24 protein-coding genes and 1 riboswitch are annotated in these 20,489 nt (G+C 37.6%); of the genes, 13 read left to right on the forward strand and 11 right to left on the reverse strand.

Features of this window, described 5'->3' with window-relative positions; all coding sequences use genetic code 11:
• The first annotated feature begins 26 nt into the window (after nt 1–26).
• Nucleotides 27–1,208: an NAD(P)/FAD-dependent oxidoreductase gene (locus RUH74_RS14675; protein WP_313801234.1), complete on the forward strand. Its 1,182-nt coding sequence runs from the start codon at nt 27–29 to the stop codon at nt 1,206–1,208.
• Nucleotides 1,209–1,414: 206 nt separating this feature from the next.
• Here RUH74_RS14675 and pepT read toward each other — a convergent pair whose 3' ends face one another.
• Both pepT and RUH74_RS14685 read right to left on the reverse strand, forming a co-directional pair.
• Nucleotides 1,415–2,653: a peptidase T gene (pepT, locus tag RUH74_RS14680; RefSeq protein WP_313801236.1), complete on the reverse strand. Its 1,239-nt coding sequence runs from the start codon at nt 2,651–2,653 to the stop codon at nt 1,415–1,417.
• A 92-nt stretch (nt 2,654–2,745) separates the two neighbouring features.
• Nucleotides 2,746–3,240, reverse strand: coding sequence for a hypothetical protein (locus tag RUH74_RS14685; protein ID WP_313801238.1), 495 nt, complete (start codon nt 3,238–3,240; stop codon nt 2,746–2,748).
• 112 nt (nt 3,241–3,352) lie between these two features.
• On the opposite strand from RUH74_RS14685, the gene RUH74_RS14690 reads away from it, so the two are divergent.
• Nucleotides 3,353–4,483, forward strand: a complete 1,131-nt coding sequence (locus tag RUH74_RS14690; RefSeq protein WP_313801240.1) for an amidohydrolase — start codon at nt 3,353–3,355, stop codon at nt 4,481–4,483.
• 45 nt (nt 4,484–4,528) lie between these two features.
• On the opposite strand, the gene RUH74_RS14695 is transcribed toward RUH74_RS14690, so the two are convergent.
• Together RUH74_RS14695 and RUH74_RS14700 are read right to left on the reverse strand one after the other, a co-directional pair.
• Nucleotides 4,529–4,726, reverse strand: a complete 198-nt coding sequence (locus tag RUH74_RS14695) for an alpha/beta-type small acid-soluble spore protein (RefSeq protein ID WP_313801242.1) — start codon at nt 4,724–4,726, stop codon at nt 4,529–4,531.
• Nucleotides 4,727–4,817: 91 nt separating this feature from the next.
• A complete protein-coding gene (locus tag RUH74_RS14700) occupies nt 4,818–5,054 on the reverse strand; it encodes a helix-turn-helix domain-containing protein (protein WP_053475331.1) in 237 nt (78 codons plus the stop codon).
• 179 nt (nt 5,055–5,233) lie between these two features.
• On the opposite strand from RUH74_RS14700, the gene RUH74_RS14705 reads away from it, so the two are divergent.
• The 6 genes from RUH74_RS14705 (at nt 5,234) to RUH74_RS14730 (ending at nt 9,181) form a co-directional block, all read left to right on the forward strand.
• Nucleotides 5,234–5,980: a protein-glutamine gamma-glutamyltransferase gene (locus RUH74_RS14705; protein WP_313801243.1), complete on the forward strand. Its 747-nt coding sequence runs from the start codon at nt 5,234–5,236 to the stop codon at nt 5,978–5,980.
• A gap of 159 nt (nt 5,981–6,139) precedes the next feature.
• Nucleotides 6,140–6,460, forward strand: a complete 321-nt coding sequence (locus RUH74_RS14710) for a metal-sulfur cluster assembly factor (RefSeq protein WP_313801244.1) — start codon at nt 6,140–6,142, stop codon at nt 6,458–6,460.
• Between the two features lie 136 nt (nt 6,461–6,596).
• The gene (locus tag RUH74_RS14715; RefSeq protein WP_313801245.1) at nt 6,597–7,121 is read left to right on the forward strand and encodes an NfeD family membrane protein; all 525 of its coding nucleotides are present in this window, start codon (nt 6,597–6,599) and stop codon (nt 7,119–7,121) included.
• A gap of 15 nt (nt 7,122–7,136) precedes the next feature.
• Entirely contained in the window at nt 7,137–8,666 is a 1,530-nt protein-coding gene (locus RUH74_RS14720) for a flotillin lipid rafts scaffold protein FloT (RefSeq protein ID WP_313801247.1), read from the forward strand.
• Between the two features lie 219 nt (nt 8,667–8,885).
• Complete coding sequence (locus RUH74_RS14725) at nt 8,886–9,002, forward strand: YjcZ family sporulation protein (protein WP_313801249.1); 117 nt, start codon at nt 8,886–8,888, stop codon at nt 9,000–9,002.
• Between the two features lie 44 nt (nt 9,003–9,046).
• On the forward strand, nt 9,047–9,181 hold the full coding sequence (locus RUH74_RS14730; protein WP_313801251.1) for a YjcZ family sporulation protein: 135 nt from the start codon (nt 9,047–9,049) through the stop codon (nt 9,179–9,181).
• A 57-nt stretch (nt 9,182–9,238) separates the two neighbouring features.
• On the opposite strand, the gene RUH74_RS14735 is transcribed toward RUH74_RS14730, so the two are convergent.
• The 5 genes from RUH74_RS14735 to RUH74_RS14755 are packed head-to-tail and all read right to left on the reverse strand — an operon-like array spanning nt 9,239 to nt 12,809.
• Entirely contained in the window at nt 9,239–10,012 is a 774-nt protein-coding gene (locus RUH74_RS14735) for a TatD family hydrolase (RefSeq protein ID WP_313801253.1), read from the reverse strand.
• Complete coding sequence (locus RUH74_RS14740; protein WP_313801254.1) at nt 10,009–10,752, reverse strand: ABC transporter ATP-binding protein; 744 nt, start codon at nt 10,750–10,752, stop codon at nt 10,009–10,011. Before RUH74_RS14740 ends, RUH74_RS14735 begins: the two co-directional genes overlap by 4 nt.
• Nucleotides 10,749–11,516, reverse strand: a complete 768-nt coding sequence (locus RUH74_RS14745; RefSeq protein ID WP_313801256.1) for an ABC transporter permease — start codon at nt 11,514–11,516, stop codon at nt 10,749–10,751. The genes RUH74_RS14740 and RUH74_RS14745 overlap by 4 nt, the downstream gene beginning before the upstream one ends.
• Entirely contained in the window at nt 11,513–11,806 is a 294-nt protein-coding gene (locus RUH74_RS14750; RefSeq protein ID WP_313801258.1) for a thiamine-binding protein, read from the reverse strand. The genes RUH74_RS14745 and RUH74_RS14750 overlap by 4 nt, the downstream gene beginning before the upstream one ends.
• Before the next feature lie 13 nt (nt 11,807–11,819).
• On the reverse strand, nt 11,820–12,809 hold the full coding sequence (locus tag RUH74_RS14755) for an ABC transporter substrate-binding protein (protein ID WP_313801260.1): 990 nt from the start codon (nt 12,807–12,809) through the stop codon (nt 11,820–11,822).
• A gap of 108 nt (nt 12,810–12,917) precedes the next feature.
• A riboswitch (TPP riboswitch) is annotated at nt 12,918–13,026 on the reverse strand.
• Nucleotides 13,027–13,241: 215 nt separating this feature from the next.
• Between RUH74_RS14755 and RUH74_RS14760 the strand changes: the two genes are divergently transcribed.
• Nucleotides 13,242–13,844, forward strand: coding sequence for a cell wall hydrolase (locus RUH74_RS14760; RefSeq protein ID WP_313801262.1), 603 nt, complete (start codon nt 13,242–13,244; stop codon nt 13,842–13,844).
• Between the two features lie 109 nt (nt 13,845–13,953).
• On the opposite strand, the gene RUH74_RS14765 is transcribed toward RUH74_RS14760, so the two are convergent.
• Nucleotides 13,954–14,376, reverse strand: a complete 423-nt coding sequence (locus RUH74_RS14765) for a YkvA family protein (protein ID WP_313801264.1) — start codon at nt 14,374–14,376, stop codon at nt 13,954–13,956.
• A gap of 22 nt (nt 14,377–14,398) precedes the next feature.
• Nucleotides 14,399–15,268: a metal-dependent hydrolase gene (locus tag RUH74_RS14770; protein ID WP_313801266.1), complete on the reverse strand. Its 870-nt coding sequence runs from the start codon at nt 15,266–15,268 to the stop codon at nt 14,399–14,401.
• Nucleotides 15,269–15,482: 214 nt separating this feature from the next.
• Here RUH74_RS14770 and RUH74_RS14775 point away from each other — a divergent pair, with 214 nt between their 5' ends.
• The 4 genes from RUH74_RS14775 to RUH74_RS14790 all read left to right on the forward strand — a co-directional run bounded on the left by RUH74_RS14775 (nt 15,483) and on the right by RUH74_RS14790 (nt 20,374).
• A complete protein-coding gene (locus tag RUH74_RS14775) occupies nt 15,483–17,063 on the forward strand; it encodes a peptide chain release factor 3 (protein ID WP_313801268.1) in 1,581 nt (526 codons plus the stop codon).
• A 131-nt stretch (nt 17,064–17,194) separates the two neighbouring features.
• Nucleotides 17,195–18,151, forward strand: a complete 957-nt coding sequence (locus RUH74_RS14780; protein ID WP_313801270.1) for an ABC transporter permease — start codon at nt 17,195–17,197, stop codon at nt 18,149–18,151.
• Between the two features lie 177 nt (nt 18,152–18,328).
• Complete coding sequence (gene nhaC, locus RUH74_RS14785; RefSeq protein ID WP_313801272.1) at nt 18,329–19,723, forward strand: Na+/H+ antiporter NhaC; 1,395 nt, start codon at nt 18,329–18,331, stop codon at nt 19,721–19,723.
• Between the two features lie 174 nt (nt 19,724–19,897).
• A complete protein-coding gene (locus tag RUH74_RS14790; protein WP_313801274.1) occupies nt 19,898–20,374 on the forward strand; it encodes a hypothetical protein in 477 nt (158 codons plus the stop codon).
• Nucleotides 20,375–20,489 lie beyond the last annotated feature (115 nt).

Genomic DNA, 20,489 nt, shown 5'->3' on the forward strand with positions numbered 1-20,489 from the left:
ACAACAAAGTAAGGACGGGGAAAATAATGACGAAACATATTGTTATTCTAGGTGCAGGTTACGGCGGACTTCTTTCAGCTTTAACTGTTCGAAAATATTTAGATAGTAATGAAGCTTATGTTACAGTAGTAAATCAATATCCAACACACCAAATCATTACGGAATTACACCGTCTTGCAGGTGGCACAATCTCTGAACAAGCAGTTTCTATGCCATTAGATAAGCTTTTCAAAGGAAAAGATATTGATCTTAAAATCGCAAAGGTTGAATCATTCTCAGTAGATAATAAAGAAGTGAAGCTCTCTGATGGTTCAACATTAACATATGATGCACTTGTTGTATCTTTAGGAAGTAAAACTGGTTACTTCGGTATTCCAGGACTAGAAGAAAACAGTATGGTTTTAAAATCAGTTGATGATGCAAACAATATTTTCAAGCATATTGAAGGCAGAATTCGTGAATATGCAAACACAAAAAATGAAGCGGATGCAACAATTCTAATCGGTGGCGGCGGTTTAACCGGCGTTGAATTAGTCGGAGAAATTGTTGACAATATGCCGAAAATTGCTAAGAGCTATGGCGTAGATCCAAAGGAATTAAAGATCAAGCTTGTTGAAGCAGGTCCAAAAATTCTTCCGGTATTGCCAGATCACTTAATTGAACGTGCAACTGCAAGCTTAGAAGCACGTGGCGTAGAATTCTTAACAGGTCTTCCTGTAACAAATGTTAGCGGCAATGAAATTGATCTAAAAGATGGTACAAAAATCATTGCTAATACATTTGTTTGGACAGGCGGCATCCAAGCTCTTCCAATCGTTGAAGAATCTGGTCTTGCATGTGACCGCGGCCGTGCAACTGTAAATGAATTCCTCCAATCAACATCACACAATGATGTATTTGTTGTAGGTGATAGTGCTGTTGCATTCCCTGCAGAAGGTGGACGTCCATACGCACCAACTGCTCAAAATGCTTGGCAAATGGGTGAGCTTGTTGGTTACAATCTATTTGCATACCTTCAAGAGAAAACGTTTGAATCATTTGCACCAGTTAATTCTGGCACACTTGCTAGCCTTGGACGCAAAGATGCGGTTGCAACAATCGGTGCAAACAATACATCGCTAAAAGGCATGCCTGCTTCATTAATGAAGGAAGCAAGTAATGTTCGTTATTTATCACATATTAAAGCACTATTTAGCTTAGCTTACTAATAGTATGAAGAAATAAAAAACCGGTGTATAGCACTTTTAAATGCTATATGCCGGTTTTTTAATTGTACACAATGAGACATTTCCTTCAGATTTCGGAGGATATTCTCAAGGAACTTTCTTATGAGATTATCTCTCTAGTATTTTTAAGATGATGTCTGATAGACCTCAACTTTGAAACAGCACCTTTAAAAAAGAAAAATACTTTACTAAATCTCGCCTTTCTCCTCATAAATCTTAATAATATTCAATATCACATTCGTTGCCTTTACCATATTATCAACAGAAATATATTCGTATTTGCCATGATAGTTTTCGCCGCCAGTGAAAATGTTTGGTGTTGGGAGCCCCATGTAGGAAAGCTGAGAGCCGTCTGTTCCACCGCGTATTGGCTTGATGATCGGTTTAATATCCAATCTTTCCATTGCCTTATAGGCAATATCGACAATTTCTTTTACAGGTTCGATTTTTTCCTTCATATTATAATACTGGTCGCTCATCTCTAAGAAAATTGTATCTTGCCCATATTTTTCGCGGAGCTCATCGGCAATATTCTCTATCGTTGATTTTCTAGCATGAAAGTTATCTTTATCAAAATCACGGATAATATAATTTAAAACGGTTTGCTCAACATCACCATTAATAGAGGATAGATGATAGAACCCTTCATATCCTTCTGTGTATTCAGGTGCTTCGTTTACTGGCAGTTTATTGTTGAACTCCATAGCGATTTTAGCGGAGTTGACCATTTTTCCTTTAGCTGTACCAGGATGAATGTTATTCCCCTTAATTGTAACTTTGGCAGCTGCTGCATTAAAGCTTTCATATTCAAGTTCGCCTAGAGGGCCACCGTCAGCTGTGTACGCATATTTTGCTTGGAATGCTTCGACATCAAATTTATGGGGTCCTCTGCCTATTTCCTCATCAGGAGTAAATGCTACTCTAATTTTTCCATGTTTAATTTCAGGATGTTTGATTAAGTAGGCCATGGCAGTCATAATTTCTGCAATGCCAGCTTTGTTGTCAGCACCAAGAAGGGTGGTGCCATCTGTTGTTATTAAAGTGTGGCCTTTATAGTTGCTTAAATTAGGGTAATCCTTTGGTGAAAGGACGATATGTAATTCATTGTTTAAGATGATGTCGTTTCCATTATAATTTTCAACGATTTGGGGGTTCACATTTGTCCCTGTAAAGTCAGTTGCTGTATCAAGATGTGCGAGGAAGCCGATTGTTGGCACTTTTTTATCTGTATTAGCAGGGAGAGTTGCCATAACATATCCGTTGGCATCAATAGTGACTTCATCCATCCCAATTGATGTTAATTCTTCAACGAGCATTTTTCCTAAAGCTATCTGTCCTGGTGTGGAAGGACATGTGTCACTGTCCGGATTGGATTGCGTATCAATTTTTACATATGTAGTAAATCGTTCAATAATTTCATTTTTCATTTTATGAACATCTCCTTTAATTGTAACCTCACGATTATTTTATCATAATCTTTTTGGTTTTATTGTCTGGGCGTACTGGTGATGATAGTATTTCAGGAGGACCCTTTAGTAAAAATATGGATAAAAATATGAATGATAAAGACAAATGCCATTATATAATGAAACGTTCTTCTATATCCTGTGGCCTTCCATCTTCTTAGCAGTCCGCTATACAAAAGCAGCGGTAACAGACCTAGGCTAATTACCCCGCTTACGGTTTTTGCTTTCCAAAGGTGTTCATAGTGTAAGGAAATCATAATGGCTGCATGTATACTCACTAGTGAAGCAGCTGTAACGGCAATAGGAATATGATAACTCATCATCCTTTTTGATATTTTCGCCAGTCTTACTTTTACATTTCTACCTTTGCTTTTACGGATAAGCAAGAATACAAAATACATATTTACATTGATTAGCAATAATATGAACGCAACCTGTGCAATTATTTTTCCGATTAAAATATAGGTAGAATTATTCCCTTGATGCAGGCTCCACAAAAAAATCAACATGACAGTAACTACATTGATTGTAAGCCATCTTGCAATCATCTTTACCCTCCTGCCCCTTGTTTCAACTATATCATTTTTCTTTCAAAAGCATTCATTTTTGTTTATGATGTTATTAATTTATTTGACTATTTCGATTAGGGGGCATATATAATTGGATCCGATTTTGTTTATTGATCAAGAGCGAAAACATATTTTTCAGACGTATAAAGAACTCCATTTACTAGCTGAGCCAAGCTGGAAGGAAGAGAAAACCTCTAAATATATAAAAAAAATGCTTGTAGCATCCCGCATTAGTACTCAGACATTTTCTGATCATTATGGGCTGGTAGCTGAAATTCCAGGAAAAAAAGAAGATGTAATTGCGCTTCGCGCGGATATGGACGCATTAGTGCAGGAGGTAGATGGAATAGTCCGGGCCAATCATTCATGTGGGCATGATGCACATAGTACCATGATGTTGTTCGCTGCACTCGCGCTTGCAAAAACAAAAATACCTCTTACTCATACGGTCCGGTTTATTTTTCAGCCAGCTGAAGAGAAAGCAGAAGGTGCGCTTAAAATGATGGAGGAGGGTGTATTAGAGAATGTAAAATTTCTTGGAGGTATTCATCTGCGCCCAAGCTTTGAGGTTCCTTTTGGAAAAGCATCTCCAGTCATTGTCCACGGTTCAACTGTAAGCATTAAAGGAACAATAAGAGGGATGCAGGCACATGCAGCTCGTCCTGAGGAAGGAAATAACCCGCTTGAGGCGGCAGCGCTATTAATCCAGGCCATTAGGCAAATTCGTTTAAAGGATGACTATCCTTATTCGATTAAAATAACGGAGCTACATGGAGGAGAGGCATCAAATGTAATACCTGAAACTGCAAGGTTTACATTTGATTTAAGGGCTGAAACAAATGAAACAATGGAAAAGTTAATCAAACAGTCTGAACATACAATTAAAAAAATGGCTGAGTTAACGGAAACTGTTATTGATTTTAGTCTTGAAGAGTATTCTCCAGCAGCAATAAAGAATGACAAAGCTATAAAATTAGCTGAAAGGGCCATTATCTCTATTCTTAATGAAGAAAGTCTGCAGGCGATTTGTAAATCCCCAGGAGCAGAAGATTTTCATTTTTATACGTTGAAAAATCCCGACATTGCAGCAACGATGATTGGTTTAGGCTGTGATTTAACTCCCGGCTTGCATCATCCAAAAATGTCATTTAATCAAGAGGCACTTATCTATGGAGCAAAGATTTTAGTTAAGCTGATAGTGGAAGCGGATCAATTACAATAGTAGATAAAAAGAAAAGACCCATAGAGGGTCTTTTCCAAAAAATCATCAAGATTGACCTTGCTGATTTTTTAACTGCTCCTGTCCCATGGCGACAAGACGTTTGGTCATCTCGCCTCCGACAGAGCCATTTGCTCGTGCGGTCGTATCAGCACCTAGCTGAACCCCAAACTCACCCGCAATTTCTTGCTTCATTTGATCCAATACATTGTTAGCACCGGGTACTAAAAGTTTGTTTCTTGCCATGATACATCACTCCCACCACGATTATTTGAGCAACTAAATGCTTGCTCGCTTTTAACATAACCGATAATAGGAGGGTTGATTCATCCTCCATTTACATAAATGGGGGAATGCCCTTACTGAACTCTGAGACGAGAGAGGCGATTGATTGCAGCTGTTGGTCATCTAAATCGAAAGCAACCTTTATTTTACTTTCTAAATTAGATGTTACACGTCTTTTTCCAATTTCTACTAAGGCGATTAGCGAAAAACTGCAACTAACAATTTTAGCAAAATCTCGTTGTGTCATATTATAGCTTTCACGTATGAATTTTATAATTTCTTTATTCATGTCCTCACCTTTTTTAAAAACAAGATTATTTTATTACGTTAGCATTTAAATCAATCTTTTGTAAAGTAAATTCTATTCCCAACGGTCGGAAAAGTATGTTGAATGACTTGTAAATTGGAACCAACCTGTATGAAATGCCATAAGGTAAAATAAAACCTTATAGAAAGGCTGGGGAAAAAATGATCGTTCTTAGCGATTATGGATTAAAGCCAGCTGCAGGCAGTTTTCAAGGGGTAAAGCGAGAGATTTATCTTGCTTTAGAGAATAGTCCACTACAGCATATGTACGGTTCTCTCCATGAATTGCTATTTGACCTCCAATTGAGAGAAAATATTATTCGAACGGCCAGAAAGCTTCATGAAAGTAATGTTGCGTTTGCTCCGTTTCAAACGTCTAAATTTAACCCGAAAATTTGGCAAAAGATAAAATATGGGTATTTGCTCAAACCTTCTGTTCCGCCTTCTGAAGCAATTAATGATATTTTTATAAATAGCAATCAATATGCATTTGAATGTTCTACAGCAATTGTAATTATTTATTATAAAGCAGTTCTTGATTCGATCTCGACAAGCTATTTCAATATGTTGTTCCAGCGGCTGCTTGTTTGGGATTGGAATTATGACCGTGATTTAGGGATTATTACTAAAGTCGGCAGAGATTTTATTCCAGGTGATGTCGTTTATTTTTATAATCCTGATTTTGCTCATCCTGTTTGGACTGGAGAGAATACTGTTTACTTAGGGAATGGTTTATATTTTGGTCACGGGATTGGAATTGAATCAGAAGAAGGGATGATTAAAGCGCTAAATACGTTAAGAAAAGAAAACTCAACACAGTCTGCCTATTTAATCTCACAGTATAGTAGGTTAAATTCAAAGTATTTATCGCAATTTGCAAAACAGTCTTTAAGGGCAGTCGTCGCCTAAGTCATCAAGCAATGGCAGGATTCAGTGTTGAAATGATAAAAAGATCTTCAATGAAGAGATAAAGTGTGATGCGATTCACTGCTTTGTCTTTTTTTATTTTTTATAATGATAATAAATATCAATTATATTTCATGTTTTTCAAAGGTAGGAGGTAAGTATATGAGCAACACTTTAAAAGAGAAAATTTTTGAAGAGCTGGAATTAGTAATAGATCCGGAATTAGGGATAGATGTTGTGAATTTAGGATTGATTTATGAAGTAAGCATCAATGAAGAGAATGATGTGCATATTGATATGACAATGACATCAATGGGGTGCCCAATGGCTGGGCAAATCGTAAGCGGGGTGAAAAGTGCCATTTTAGATAATATTGCAGAAATCAATAAGGTTGATGTAGATATCGTTTGGAATCCGCCTTGGACAAAGGATAGAATGTCACGTTATGCTCAGCTCGCTCTAGGTATCCACAGATCATTATAAGATAAAGGCAGGCACTAAGAGTGTATATTCTTAGTGCTTATTTATTTTGTTAGAATTTTGAAACTTTTATACGGGTTATTCGTATATAAATTAAATCAATTACATCTGATAATAGATAAAGAAGGGATGTGAAAAAATGGAACTTTTTGGCGTACCTATTCAAACACTTTATCTCTATGTACTTGTCATTTCTGGTAGCTTAATTATCCTTTACTTATTTTTTGGCGACATGGTCGAAGGGCTGTCTGAGGCTGCTGGGTTTCTCAATCCAGTTCTAGTGTTAGCTTTCTTCACCTTTCTATCAGCAATAGGCTATTTATTGGAGATTCTTACAGGGATGAATAGTGTCCTTATACTTATCATTGCTGCAATTGCCTCTGTTATTTTAGATATTTTATTAAATGTTTTTGTACTAATTCCATTAGCCAATACGGAAGAATCACTTGTTTATACGGAAGAATCTTTAAAAGGGAGAATTGCTTCCGTAATCATCCCGATTCCAGTGAATGGGTTTGGAGAAATTTTGATCGAAAGCTATAGTGGAAGGATTTCAAAGCCTGCTGCTAGCTTTGATAATAAAGGCATTGGTGAAGGACAAAAGGTTCTTGTTATCGATGTGAAAGATGGGGTTCTTTATGTAGTACCTCGAAATGAATATTAGATAGGGGGAGAAAAAATGCTTCAAATTTGGATTGTTGTTGGGATTGTTGCTTTTTTATTAATTGCCTTATTAGGAGTTTTTATTTCGAAATATCGGACGGCGGGGCCAGATGAAGCTTTAATCGTAACTGGAAGCTATTTAGGCAGTAAAAATGTTCACGTGGATGAATCAGGCAACAGAATTAAGATTATTAGAGGTGGAGGTACATTTGTACTGCCAGTATTTCAACAGGCAGAACCATTAAGCTTGCTTTCTAGTAAATTAGAAGTTTCAACACCAGAGGTATATACCGAGCAGGGTGTACCGGTCATGGCTGACGGAACAGCCATTATAAAGATTGGCGGATCAATTGGTGAAATTGCTACAGCAGCAGAACAATTCCTTGGAAAAAAGAAAGAAGACAGGGAAAATGAAGCAAAAGAAGTGCTTGAAGGCCATTTACGTTCCATTCTTGGTTCAATGACTGTTGAAGAAATCTACAAAAACCGGGATAAATTTTCTCAAGAAGTTCAAAGAGTGGCTTCACAGGATCTCGCGAAAATGGGTCTGATTATCGTTTCCTTCACAATTAAAGATGTCCGTGATAAAAATGGCTACCTTGATTCATTAGGAAAGCCAAGAATTGCACAAGTGAAACGGGATGCTGATATTGCAACAGCAGAAGCAGAAAAAGAAACACGGATAAAACGTGCTGAAGCAGATAAGGATGCACAAAAGGCAGAGCTTGAGAGAGCGACTGAAATTGCTGAAGCAGAAAAAGAAAACCAAATGAAAATGGCGGATTATCGCAGAGATCAGGATATTGCTAAAGCACGTGCAGACCAAGCGTATGATCTTGAAACAGCTCGTGCTAAACAGGAAGTAACGGAACAAGAAATGCAGATTAAGATTATCGAGCGTCAAAAGCAAATTGAATTAGAGGAAAAAGAGATTTTAAGAAGAGAACGCCAATATGACTCTGAAGTAAAGAAAAAAGCGGATGCGGACCGTTATGCGGTTGAGCAAGCGGCAGAAGCAGAGAAGAAGAAGCAATTTGCTGAAGCAGATGCCAATAAGTACCGAATTGAAGCACAAGCAAAGGCTGAAGCTGAGCGTGTGAGAGCGGATGGACTTGCAAAAGCAGACTCACAGCGTGCACAAGGTGAATCAGAAGCTGAGATCATTCGTCTGAAGGGTCTAGCTGAAGCTGAAGCAAAGCGCAAAATTGCTGAAGCGTTCGAGCAGTATGGTCAAGCTGCGATTATGGACATGGTCTTGAAAATGCTCCCAGAATATGCGAAGCAAGTGGCAAGCCCGCTTTCTAACATTGATAAAATTACTGTAGTTGATACAGGCAGTGATGGGAAAAGCGGCGGGGCGAATAAGGTCACTGGATATGCAACAAATCTTATGTCTACGATGCAGGAAAGCTTGAAAGCTTCATCGGGTATTGATGTCAAAGAATTATTGGAAAATTTCTCAGGAAAATCTAATGTTCGTGAAAGCCTAGATCATTTAACACTGGAATTGAAAGAGAATAAACAAAAAGAAGATAAGAGTGAGTGACAATAGCAGGTAACAAGCATACTCTTTAGGCACTAAACGCCCATTTTAATAAAAAGAAATGAATGAAAAAATGAAGATATATATCTATTTAGAGGGGTCCTTTCAATAAGGACCCCTCCTTCATTATGGGGAGTGTACCTAAAATTGTGCATTCGTCTATCGCACAATCTAGGGTAAATGAATAGGATATATGGAAACAAACAAAGGAGGTATTTGAACATGGGAAATGAATGTGGAGGCGTAGGTTGCGGTGGAGGCTTCGCTCTACTTGTCGTATTGTTTATCCTATTAATAATCATTGGTGCTTCATGGGGCTACGGTGGTTACGGATATTAGTAATAGGAGATATGAATTTTAAGACAGCAAGGAGGAGATAGTGTATGTATGGATATGGCGGCTTTGGATACGGCGGCTGTGGATATGGTGGAGGATTTGGATACGGCGGCGGTTTTGCCTTAATCGTTGTTCTTTTCATCCTTCTAATCATTGTAGGCGCAGCTTGTTTTAGATTCTAGATCATTCGATTTAGAAAAAGCAGGAGACTTCCTGCTTTTTTTTAGTTTAGACGGCTATTAGAGGGAATAAAAGCTTTGTGTATTTGCAAGTAGTTGACGATAGACTTCCTGCTTGGGCAACCTTTTTAGCTTAGAAATCATTCCAACTGTCTCATTCATCATTTGCGGATGAGTAACTAACCCTTGAAATGGACCATCAAATGGCCAAGGTCCATCAGTTTCGACCATAACCTGATCAATTGGGAACACTTTTGCAATTTCCTGAATCTCATCTTCATAGACGATATCAGGTGTAAAGGAAATAAAGTAGCCATTTTTAATGAGTCTTTCTACAGTTTTGCTGTCTCCTTTAAACCAATGAAAATGAGCTTTTTCAATTGAGTGTTTTTCTAAAAGATCACAAACGATAGGGGCATCGTCATAAACGGCATGAAGCACGATTGGCTTTGCCCACTTTTTAGTAAGGATAGTAAATGTTTCCAATAGCTCGATATAACCTTGTAATGGAAAGGATGGATCGGCTGTTTCCATTCGTAAATAATAGGGAAGTCCTACTTCACCAATGGCAACCATGTTATCTTTATGTGACTCGATCCATGTGATTAGTTTTGCCAGTTCTTTTTCATTCGGTAATTGCTGTTCAGGGTGATACCCAAAAGCTGGCTGCACTTTTGAAAATTTTTCAGATAATAAAAGATTTCTCTTTGCAGACTCTAAGTCATATGAAACAGAAATAATGGACTGAATGGATGGGGAACTAGAGATAATTTCTTGTATTTCCTCATCCCTGTAATGATCGAGATGAATGTGTGAATCGATCATTGTTTTCATTCCCCATCCCTCCTTTTTAATGTAAAGTAAATCGTTCTCTTGTTTGCCAAAAATTGATCTTCAAGTAAAAGTTCTTCACCTCTCGGCCGGTTAAAAGGAACCTTAAGCTCACTAATAACATGTGAAGGCCGATGGGAAAGAACTAAAATTCGATCAGAAAGGAAAAGTGCTTCTTCAATATTATGGGTAACAAAAAGGATGGTTGGTTTATGAGAATCCCAAATATTGAGCAGCCACTTTTGCATATCAAGCCTTGTCAATTCATCTAATGCAGAAAACGGTTCATCCAGCAGAATGATTGGCTGTGGGCTTAAGAGTGCACGAATAAAGGCTACTCGCTGTTTCATTCCTCCTGATAATTCATGAGGATAGGAATGAATATTTTCCTTCAGTCCTGCCTTTTCAATCATATCAATCGCTTTATCTCGATTAATATTCCCTTGAAGCTCCTGGCCTAATAATACATTCTGCAGAATCGTTCGCCACGGAAGCAATGATGGGGTTTGCGGCATATAGCTAATGGACCCGCGTTTACCAATAATGCTCTTGTTTTGTAATTGAATCGTACCTTCATCTGGAGTTAGCAGTCCTCCTATTAAGTTGAAAATCGTACTCTTACCACTGCCTGAAGGCCCAAGGATAGAAACAAATTCACCTGCTTTAACATCCAAACTTAGTCCTCGGATGACTTCATTCTTCCCAAACCTTTTTGAGACATTTTCGATTGAAAGTAAACTCAATTCCTTTCAGCCTCCTTTCTTTTCCATCGGACAAGAAAACGCTCTGCCAGCAGAATGATAATAAATAATAATAGACTTAACAACATAATAAATAAAATGGCAACAAACACACGATCTGTTCGGAAGGAGGAGGAAGCCAAGGTCATATAAACTCCAATTCCAGATTTGGCACCGAGCCATTCCGAGATGACTGCCCCCATCACACTATATGTAGCTGAAATCTTTAAACCAGAGAATATTGCTGGCAAGGAAAAAGGAAGCTCAAGCTTCCAAAAAAGCTGTCTTCGATGAGCACCAGCCATCATCATATAATGCTTCAGTTCATGTGGAGTTTGTCTAAACCCATCTAAAGCTGCAACAGTGATTGGGAAGAAACAAACGAGTGTAATAACAATGATTTTTGGCAGTAAGCCAAACCCAAACCAAATGACCAATAATGGAGCAAGAACAATAATTGGAACATTCTGTGATAAAATTAATAAAGGGTAGATTGATTCTCTAACTAAAGGAAGGAGATGAAGGATAATAGCTGTTAATAATCCAATTGCTGAACCAATCAAAAATCCAAGTAATGAAAGTTTAATGGTTGATTCAAGATGAGCATGAAAGTTTCCCCAGCCTTCTATTGCTTCTTTAAAAATATCTGTAGGCGGTGGGAGAAGCCACGCAGGAATATCAGCCAGTTTAACTGTCATTTCCCAAATAATGAATAAAAGGAGGAGAACAAATGCTGGTCTCCATCCTTTTAATAAATGGTTCATCATGAACGGTATTTCTCCGTTAGATCGGTCATTTCAATTCCTGAAGGCTGATATAAAATTTTAATTTGCGAAATGACATTTCTGCTCCCTTTTTCGATCATTTTTTCGTTCATTTCAGCTATTATTCTTAATAATTGTTCCAATTCACCTTCCATCGTTGTTTCCAGCGGGTGAACCTCATACTTAACTCCTGACTCATCAATGACACGAATTGCTTCATCAACGTAAGGAATGACATCTTCCCCGTTTTTTGTTTTTGGTATAATTTGAATACTTACTAATGCATTTGCCATTCTCTAACTCTCCTCACTCAGGTAAAAATTCATTTGTAAATGCTTTTTCAGCTTCTAATTTCTTATCAAGCAAACCGTTTTCAAACATCCAATCTGCATAGTTTTTCCAAACGTCTAGCTTCTGTTCACCCCATCTTGAGGCATCGTCTTGATAATGAGGTGCTAACCATTCCTGGCTTTTTTTCACAAGCTCTTCATCTAGGTCTGGAGCAGCTTTTAATAGGATTTCTGCAGCTTCTTTAGGGTTGTCTATGGTATAGCCATATCCTTTTGATGCTGCTTTAACGAAAGCTTTTACCGTTTCAGGATTACTCTCAATCATTTTTTCATTGGTTGCAAGTACAGGGGTATAATAGTCAAGCTTATCACTATAATCGGTTAAATAAACCATATTTATTTTTTCCCCGCGCAGCTCTGCCTCTACGCCTGTCCAGCCATAATAAATCCAAGCGAAATCAATATCGCGTTTTACAGCTGTGAAGAAGTCGGCATCTCCCATATTAACAATTGAAACATCCTCAACTTTTGCTTTTTCGATTTTCATTAATGAATCAAGAACGGATTTCTCAACTGGAGAGCCCCATCCCCCATATGTTTTCCCTGCAAAGTCTTTCGGAGAGGTGATGTTTTTTTCAGCAGGTGAAGCGAACCCAGATGTATTATGCTGGATCACGGCTGCAACAGAGACGAGAGGAACTCCTTGCACACGTGCTTGTGTAATGCTTTCCTGATAACTAACGCCAAAATCAGCCTTTCCAGATGCAGTTAGCTGATCAGCGCCAGCTTCACCAGGCATAATGATCTCCACATCAAGACCTTCTTCTTCAAAGTATCCTTTTTCCTTGGCAACATATAAGCCAGTATGGTTCGTATTTGGTGTCCAATCTAGAACAACTGTAACCTTTTCTAACTCGTTATTGTCCTTTTCTTTTGTTTGATTCTCACCGCCGCTGCATCCAGCAAGCAGCAAGGCAGAACTTAGGATTGCTATCCATTTCTTCATCTCTTAACCTCCAGGTGATTTATACTTATGCTCTCCAGAATCTATGGATTTTTTGCAAAATAAAAACGCCCACGGCATGAACCAGGGCGCATATAAACTAAACACATCTATGTATTAGAATATGTTCCCTCCGCTGGTATCAACCAGATCAGGTTCAAAGGGTTATCACCTTATTGATGAAATCTCAACCGATTACACGGTTCCCCTACAATTCTGCCTATTCATTTTTTAAAAGCGATTTTATTCCTAACCCATTATAACAGAAATGTTCTAAATGACTAGAAAAAAGTACTATTTATCTTAACTATCACCTTATTTTGAACAAATTCCAATATTTCACTGGATTTCTATGGGAATAATTGAGGTGTAGAAGTGTTCAATTTTCTATGTTACGGTTATAGATGTTGTTCAAGCAGGAAAAAAGGAGGAGAAATGATGAAGAAACTTGCAGTAGTTTTTGCAGGGCTCGTGATGCTCTCATTCCCGTTTTTCCAAACTGATAAAAATTACGCATACGCTGAAACTTTAGATCATGTTGATATTTATACAGTTCAGAAGGGGGATTCCCTTTTTGATATTGGAATGGAACATGGAGTATCTGAGATAGATTTAATGAAGATTAATCATAAAAATTCAGGAAAAGTCCAACCTGGTGAAAAGATTATTTTACCAAAATCAATTACAAAAGAAGAAAAGGATCTTCTTGCACGACTCGTCCATGCGGAAGCAAAAGGGGAGCCCTATAAAGGAAAGGTTGCAGTCGGACTGGTCGTTTTAAACCGAGTAAAGGACAAACGTTTTCCTGATAATATAAAAGATGTTATATATGAAGAAAGGCAGTTTCAGCCAGTGGATAATGGAGCTATTAACGAGCCTGCTGACAATGATTCTAAAAAAGCGGTTATGGAGGCACTTGTTCTTGAAGGAAAAGGAAATGACTCCGTATACTTTTTCAATCCCGATAAAACAAGCAGTACATGGCTAAGAGCACAAACAGTAACTGAAGAAATTGGAAATCATCGCTTTGCTAAGTAAGAACATCTCCTGAGTATTTTTGGAGATGTTCTTTTTTTGTGGAAAGAGGCACTTTGCTTCTAAGATCGGGGCGGTGGAAGAATCACAGTCATCAAAAACATATTCACGATTATATATGCTCTTTTTCTCCTGCTTCAATGGGCTGATTTTGTTTCCAACTCTTATATTTTTCCAATTCATCAGAAAGCTGTTTGATAGCAAATGCAATGACGGCTGCATCGTCCACCATGCCGATACCAATTAAGAAATCCGGTATGATATCAAGGGGGGAAATAAAGTAAAGGATAGAAGCAATAATGAATAAGATGGATTTCTTTGATATTGCTCGATATTCACCGCTTGACCAAGACTTAACGAGATCAATAAGAAGTTGAAATTTCTGCCATACTCCAGTAAAAGATGCTTTGTTTACTCTTGCTTTTTTTTCTGTTTTCTTAAGTAAACGATTTGTTTCACGAGGGTTGTCTAAATATTTTTTAGCTTTTGAAAGAAATTTTTTATAGCCTGTTTCATAGTCTTTTTTATTTGACATATTTTTTCCTCCATTAAAGTAATTATTTGTTTTTCTCGATATATTCAAATAAAAAGGATTGTCCATTCCGGTAAAACCGTGGATCAAATAAGCCGATGCGATCGTTATCATCGACGAGAACAACGAATGGTGCCCATTGATATAGAGTTTTTGCTTCAGGACGTTTATCAAATAGCATGTCCAAATTAGCATCTTCGGATGACTGTAATACATACTGCGCCCTTTTCTTTTGAAATAGACTATCAGAAAAAATTGTAACTTCTTTCTCCTTTTTAGTAATCACAGAATAGGTCCAAGGAATAAAGCCAGCGGATAGTGCCACTTGATCATAATTTTCACTATACTGGTTGTAAATAAATAGTCCTTGTATGGTTTGTACCATAAAATGCAGGATGATAAACATCCATGCCATTCTAAAATAAAATGGAGATATTCCCTGTTTCTTCTTTGAAAAAATATAGGCTATACCCATAATCATCCATACAACAAAATCAACAATGGGAATGGTCCCAAATGTAATCCTTACTGATGAAAATGGTTCTAAATAGCCGGTTCCCCACGCATTAAATAGATCACTTGTATTATGAATAATGACTGCTATCCATCCAAGAAAGAACAGTTTTATATCTTTACTCTTAAACAATAGTAGACAGAGGAGTGAAAAAAGGAGTGCCCAAAAAGGGGTGAGAAAAATCGAATGTGTAATGCCTCTGTGCCACATTTGGTACATTCCTTCTGTATCCCAAAAGCGGGATAGGACATCTATATCGGGAATGAGACTTGCACCAACTGCAGTAACGAGATAGGCTCGTTTATGCTTAATATCCATGTTCTTTTTATCAACAGTTCCGTATAAAGCAAGCCCAAATAAAGTATGAGTAATGGAATCCAATCGAGCACCTCCGAATCAAAATGTTTTGTCTATAATTAGTATAGTTCATGAACCTTCTAGAAAAAAGCAATAAGATGTGTAAATGCAGCATTGCATTCTTTTTTTCAGAGCGATAAAATGAAAGGTATGATTAAATTGAGAATTCCTTCAGCGTGATGTCAATTGCGCTGGTAGGTAATCTGCGATAAATTTGAGAGTCAGCGAGGAATTAACCATGGCAAAAAAGTTTGAAGAAGAAGTTTTATCACGCCGGACATTTGCAATTATTTCCCACCCGGATGCAGGTAAAACGACATTAACAGAAAAATTACTGCTATTCGGGGGGGCTATTCGGGATGCAGGAACGGTTAAGGGAAAGAAGACCGGAAAATATGCAACAAGTGACTGGATGGAAATAGAGAAACAGAGAGGGATCTCAGTAACTTCCAGTGTGATGCAGTTTGATTATAATGGAGCGAGAGTCAATATTCTAGATACACCAGGACACCAAGATTTTAGTGAAGATACGTATCGGACATTAACTGCAGTAGACAGTGCGGTCATGATTATCGATTCTGCAAAAGGGATTGAGGAGCAAACGCTTAAGCTCTTTAAAGTATGCCGAATGAGGGGGATTCCTATTTTCACCTTCATTAATAAGTTGGATCGACAAGGAAAGACACCATTGGAACTTCTTGCAGAGCTTGAAGAAGTCATGGGGATTGAATCGTATCCAATGAATTGGCCAATTGGAATGGGGAAGGAATTCCTTGGTATTTATGATCGTTTTAATAATCGAATTGAGCAATTCCGTGTGGATGAAGACAAGCGCTTTATTTCTTTAAATGAAGAAGGAGAAATTGAAGGGGAGCATGCTTTGAAGAATTCGGGGCTGTATGAGCAAACCCTTGAGGAAATCATGCTTTTGAATGAAGCTGGCAATGAGTTCTCTAAAGAAAGAATTGCTGAAGGGGAGTTAACGCCTGTATTCTTCGGTAGCGCATTAACAAATTTTGGTGTGCAAACATTTTTAGAGTCGTATTTACAATTTGCACCATCTCCACAGCCACGGAATTCAACAGCTGGTGAAATTAACCCGCTATCAGAAAATTTCTCTGGTTTTATCTTTAAAATTCAAGCGAATATGAATCCTGCACATAGAGATCGGATTGCATTCCTGAGAATTTGTTCAGGTCAGTTTGAACGAGGAATGACCGTAAATATTCCGAGAACTGGGAAGCAGATCAAGCTTGCTCAATCCACTCAATTTATGGCTGATGATAGAAGTACGGTTGATCTTGCCGTAAGTGGGGATATTATTGGAATTTATGATCCAGGCACATACCAAATCGGGGATACATTAACTTCCGGAAAGGAAAATTTCCAATTCGACCGTCTACCGCAATTTACACCAGAGCTCTTCGTCAGAGTTTCTGCGAAGAATGTCATGAAGCAAAAGCACTTCCATAAAGGGATTCAGCAGCTTGTACAAGAGGGTGCGATTCAGCTTTATAAAACGGTAAAAACGGAAGATCTATTGCTTGGTGCAGTCGGTCAGCTTCAATTTGAAGTATTTGAGCACCGAATGAAAAATGAATATAACACAGAAGTATACATGGAAAGAATTGGTTCGAAAATTGTCCGTTGGGTTGAGGGGGATGAAGTAAGTGAAAATCTCTCCAGTTCTCGAAGCCTTCTTGTTCATGACCGTTATGATAAAAAAGTCTTTTTATTTGAAAATGATTTCGCGTTAAGATGGTTCCAAGATAAAAATCCAGAAGTTAAATTATACAATCCCATGGATTCTGAGCATTAATATGAAAAACGGTTCCGATAACGGGGCCGTTTTTTTTATTAATCTGCCAGTTGTGAATTAGTATACTTTGATTGTTAGGAAAATATTGTATGTTATTAATAGACAATTATACTAATATCAAGCATTAATGGATGGCAAATAGGAATGAGGAGGTAAATAAAATCAAAAATGAAGACTCACAAGTACCTTCTACTTCAGTGGAAAAGGTTCTTATAAAGAAGCAAGCGAAAAGAAAACTGCTATGGAAGGAGATAGGTACACTTATAAAAAAGAAAAAACTTTCATTTGTATGTTTTATTTTTCTTTCAATCTTGATCTTAATTGCCATTTTTGCCCCTATTATAATTCCTTATCCTGATGATATTAATGGAGGTTCTCAATTAGAAAAAAAGTTTCAGCCGCCTAATATGGAGCATCTTTTTGGAACAGATGAACGAGGAAGAGATTTATTTAGTCGTGTGATTTATGGTACAAGAATAGCTTTCCAAGTTGGTCTAATTTCACTTAGTTTGTCAGCAGCGCTTGGGTTCTTTTTTGGGGCAGGGGTGTTGTATTTTGGAAATAGGGTTTCTGAAACGATTAAGCGCATCTGTGAGATATTCCAAAAGTTTCCAGCGCTTTCGTTCTTATTTTCCATCGGAATTGCTACTTTAGTGGGTGCCTCTATGAAGTCGGCAATTATCGCTATTTCTGTATCTTGGTGGCCATGGTATACGATCCCAATTTTGAAACAAATTGATTCATTGAAAGAACGCGGGCTTGTTGAGGCAACGCATTCTTTAGATGGCTCGGCATGGATCATAATTTTTAAGCGAATTGTTTCAAGTAACAACATGGCCTTATTCCTTTCCCGGGTATTAATAGATATGGGGACAATTATATTAATGGTAGCTGCATTAGGATTTATGGGTCTTGGAGCCCAGCCGCCTGAGCTTGAATGGGGGCTTCTCATGAATATAGGAAGAGAATTCTTGTTCACATGCTGGTGGTATGTAACATTCCCAGGCATATTTACTATAATGACTGTTTTGGCTTTTGGAATAACTGGAAAGGGATTAAAAGAACATGCCATTCTAAAGACTCGATAGATAAATCACGGTGTTCATCCACCGTGATTTTTTTAGGTGTTCATTGACAAGCCTTTTTAAAAATATTATAGTAATAGCATGTTATTTTGCTTTAACGCCAAAAAGCGTCTAAGTAAAATAGTGAAAAGGTAGTTTCGCAGAATAAATGCTGCGTATACAACTAGAGGAGGATTTTTTATGCAGCATGAACAGCAAAAATTAACGATTAGGCCGCTAGAAGCACTTATAATTACACTTATACTTTTAGGTGGAATCAGCTACTCAATCATTTTTACTGGGGTTGGTCCACACGTTCCAATTGTTTTAGCAGTTATTATTTTAATGGCATATGGATTAATTAAACGGGTTCCCGTAAAGGACATAGAAGAGGGACTAATAGAAGGAGCAAAATCGGGTCTTGGTGCTGTCTTTATCTTCTTCTTTATTGGGATGTTAATCAGCAGCTGGATGGCTAGCGGAACGATTCCAACTTTTATATATCTTGCTTTAGAGGTGGTTAATGGGAAGTTCTTTTATGCCATTGCTTTTATTGTTTCTTCCATTATCGGATTAAGTGTGGGCAGTTCACTTACAACTGCAGCTACGATTGGGGTTGCTTTCATGAGTGTAAGCTCAGCACTAGGGTTGTCAGAAGCGATGACAGCTGGCGCAATTATTTCTGGTGCTTTTTTTGGTGATAAAATGTCTCCATTATCAGATACAACGAGTCTTGCTTCCATGATTGTTAAGGTGGATATTTTTGAACATATAAAAAATATGGCTTGGACGACAGTCCCAGCTTTTGGTATCACACTCATCCTATTTGCCTTTTTATCGCCAACTGAAGCTTCGGCAAGCTTTGAAATGATTCATATGCTGAAAGCAAAGCTAATAGAGCTAGAATTTGTACATTGGTATTCATTAATTCCTTTTATTCTATTAACGTTTCTAGCGATAAAGAGAATTTCTGCGCTTATTACGCTTTCATCAAGCATTTTAGCTGCTTTAGTGATTAGCTTTTTCGTCCAGAACGATATAAGTGTTCAGAAGATGATGGATTTATTATTTTTTGGGTTTAAATCAGATACTGGAGTAGAAGAAATCGATTCCCTTTTAACAAGGGGAGGGATGGAAAGTATGATGTTCTCTATTTCCTTAGTACTTTTAGCTCTTTCAATGGGTGGCCTTCTCTTTAAACTAGGGATATTACCTGCCCTTTTAGAAGGTATAAAGGGATTCTTAAGTAAGCGGTCCTCTTTAATTTCTGCGACTGCTGGAACAGCAATCGGAATTAATTTTCTTCTTGGGGAACAATATCTTTCCATATTATTAACCGGAAATGCTTTTCAAGAATCTTATGATAAGGCAGGTCTGGAACGGAAAAACTTATCTAGGGTACTTGAAGATGCAGGAACGGTCATTAATCCATTAGTTCCTTGGAGTGTTTGTGGTGTTTTTCTAACAGGGGTTTTAGGTGTTGCTACAATCGACTATTTACCATTCACCTTCTTCTGTTTACTTTCGCCCATACTAACAGTTGGATTCGGGTTGACCGGCTTAACAATTACAAAAAGTGCAAAGGCTGCAGCATAAATTGCTGTCTTTGCACTTTTTTATTTCCAATAAATAAAAATTTGCTGTTAATCAGTCGATTAGCGGTTTTTTTACGCCATAAAAGTAATAATAAGATATATATCAAAAATGGGAAATTAGAATTAGTTTGATCGAAAGAGAGTGATCCAATAATGGAGCGGTTGGTGATTTAGGGTGAAAACGCTAGGTAAACTTGAGGCTGTTTTATGGAGTATTGCACTACCAGGATTCAGTCAGCTACTTTCGGGCCAAATAATTAAGGGCACGCTTTTTGTATTACTTGAATTCGTTATTAATATGTATAGTAATTTTAATTCTGCTATCATGTTCAGTTTTCTAGGAGAAATTGATCATGCCATCCAAGTAACAAATTTTCAATGGCTGATGTTTTATCCTTGTCTATACTTTTTTGCGATGTGGGATGCTTACCGGACGTCGATGCCAGAGAAGGAAGAATTATCCTTTCTCCCATTTGTTTTTAGCGCCTATTTTGTTACAGTAGGCTTAATGTACTCTACCAGGATAAAAGTATTTGGCATCTTAATTGGACCAGTTTTTTTACCTATGCTTTCTTTAATTCCAGGTTTAATGATTGGATTCATAATCAGGTGGATCATTTTATCAATAAAAAAATACCGTTTGCAGAAATAAGAAACATCTCATTGATTTAAGGCTTTAATAAATTTTATTCAGCAACCCCCAAAAACACCTCATTGCGTATCGTACAGTTGTAATGAACAAGCGGCCGCTAAAAAACATTTTATGA

The sequence above is a fragment of the Cytobacillus sp. genome (genome assembly GCF_032154635.1).
GTDB lineage: Bacteria > Bacillota > Bacilli > Bacillales > Cytobacillaceae > Cytobacillus.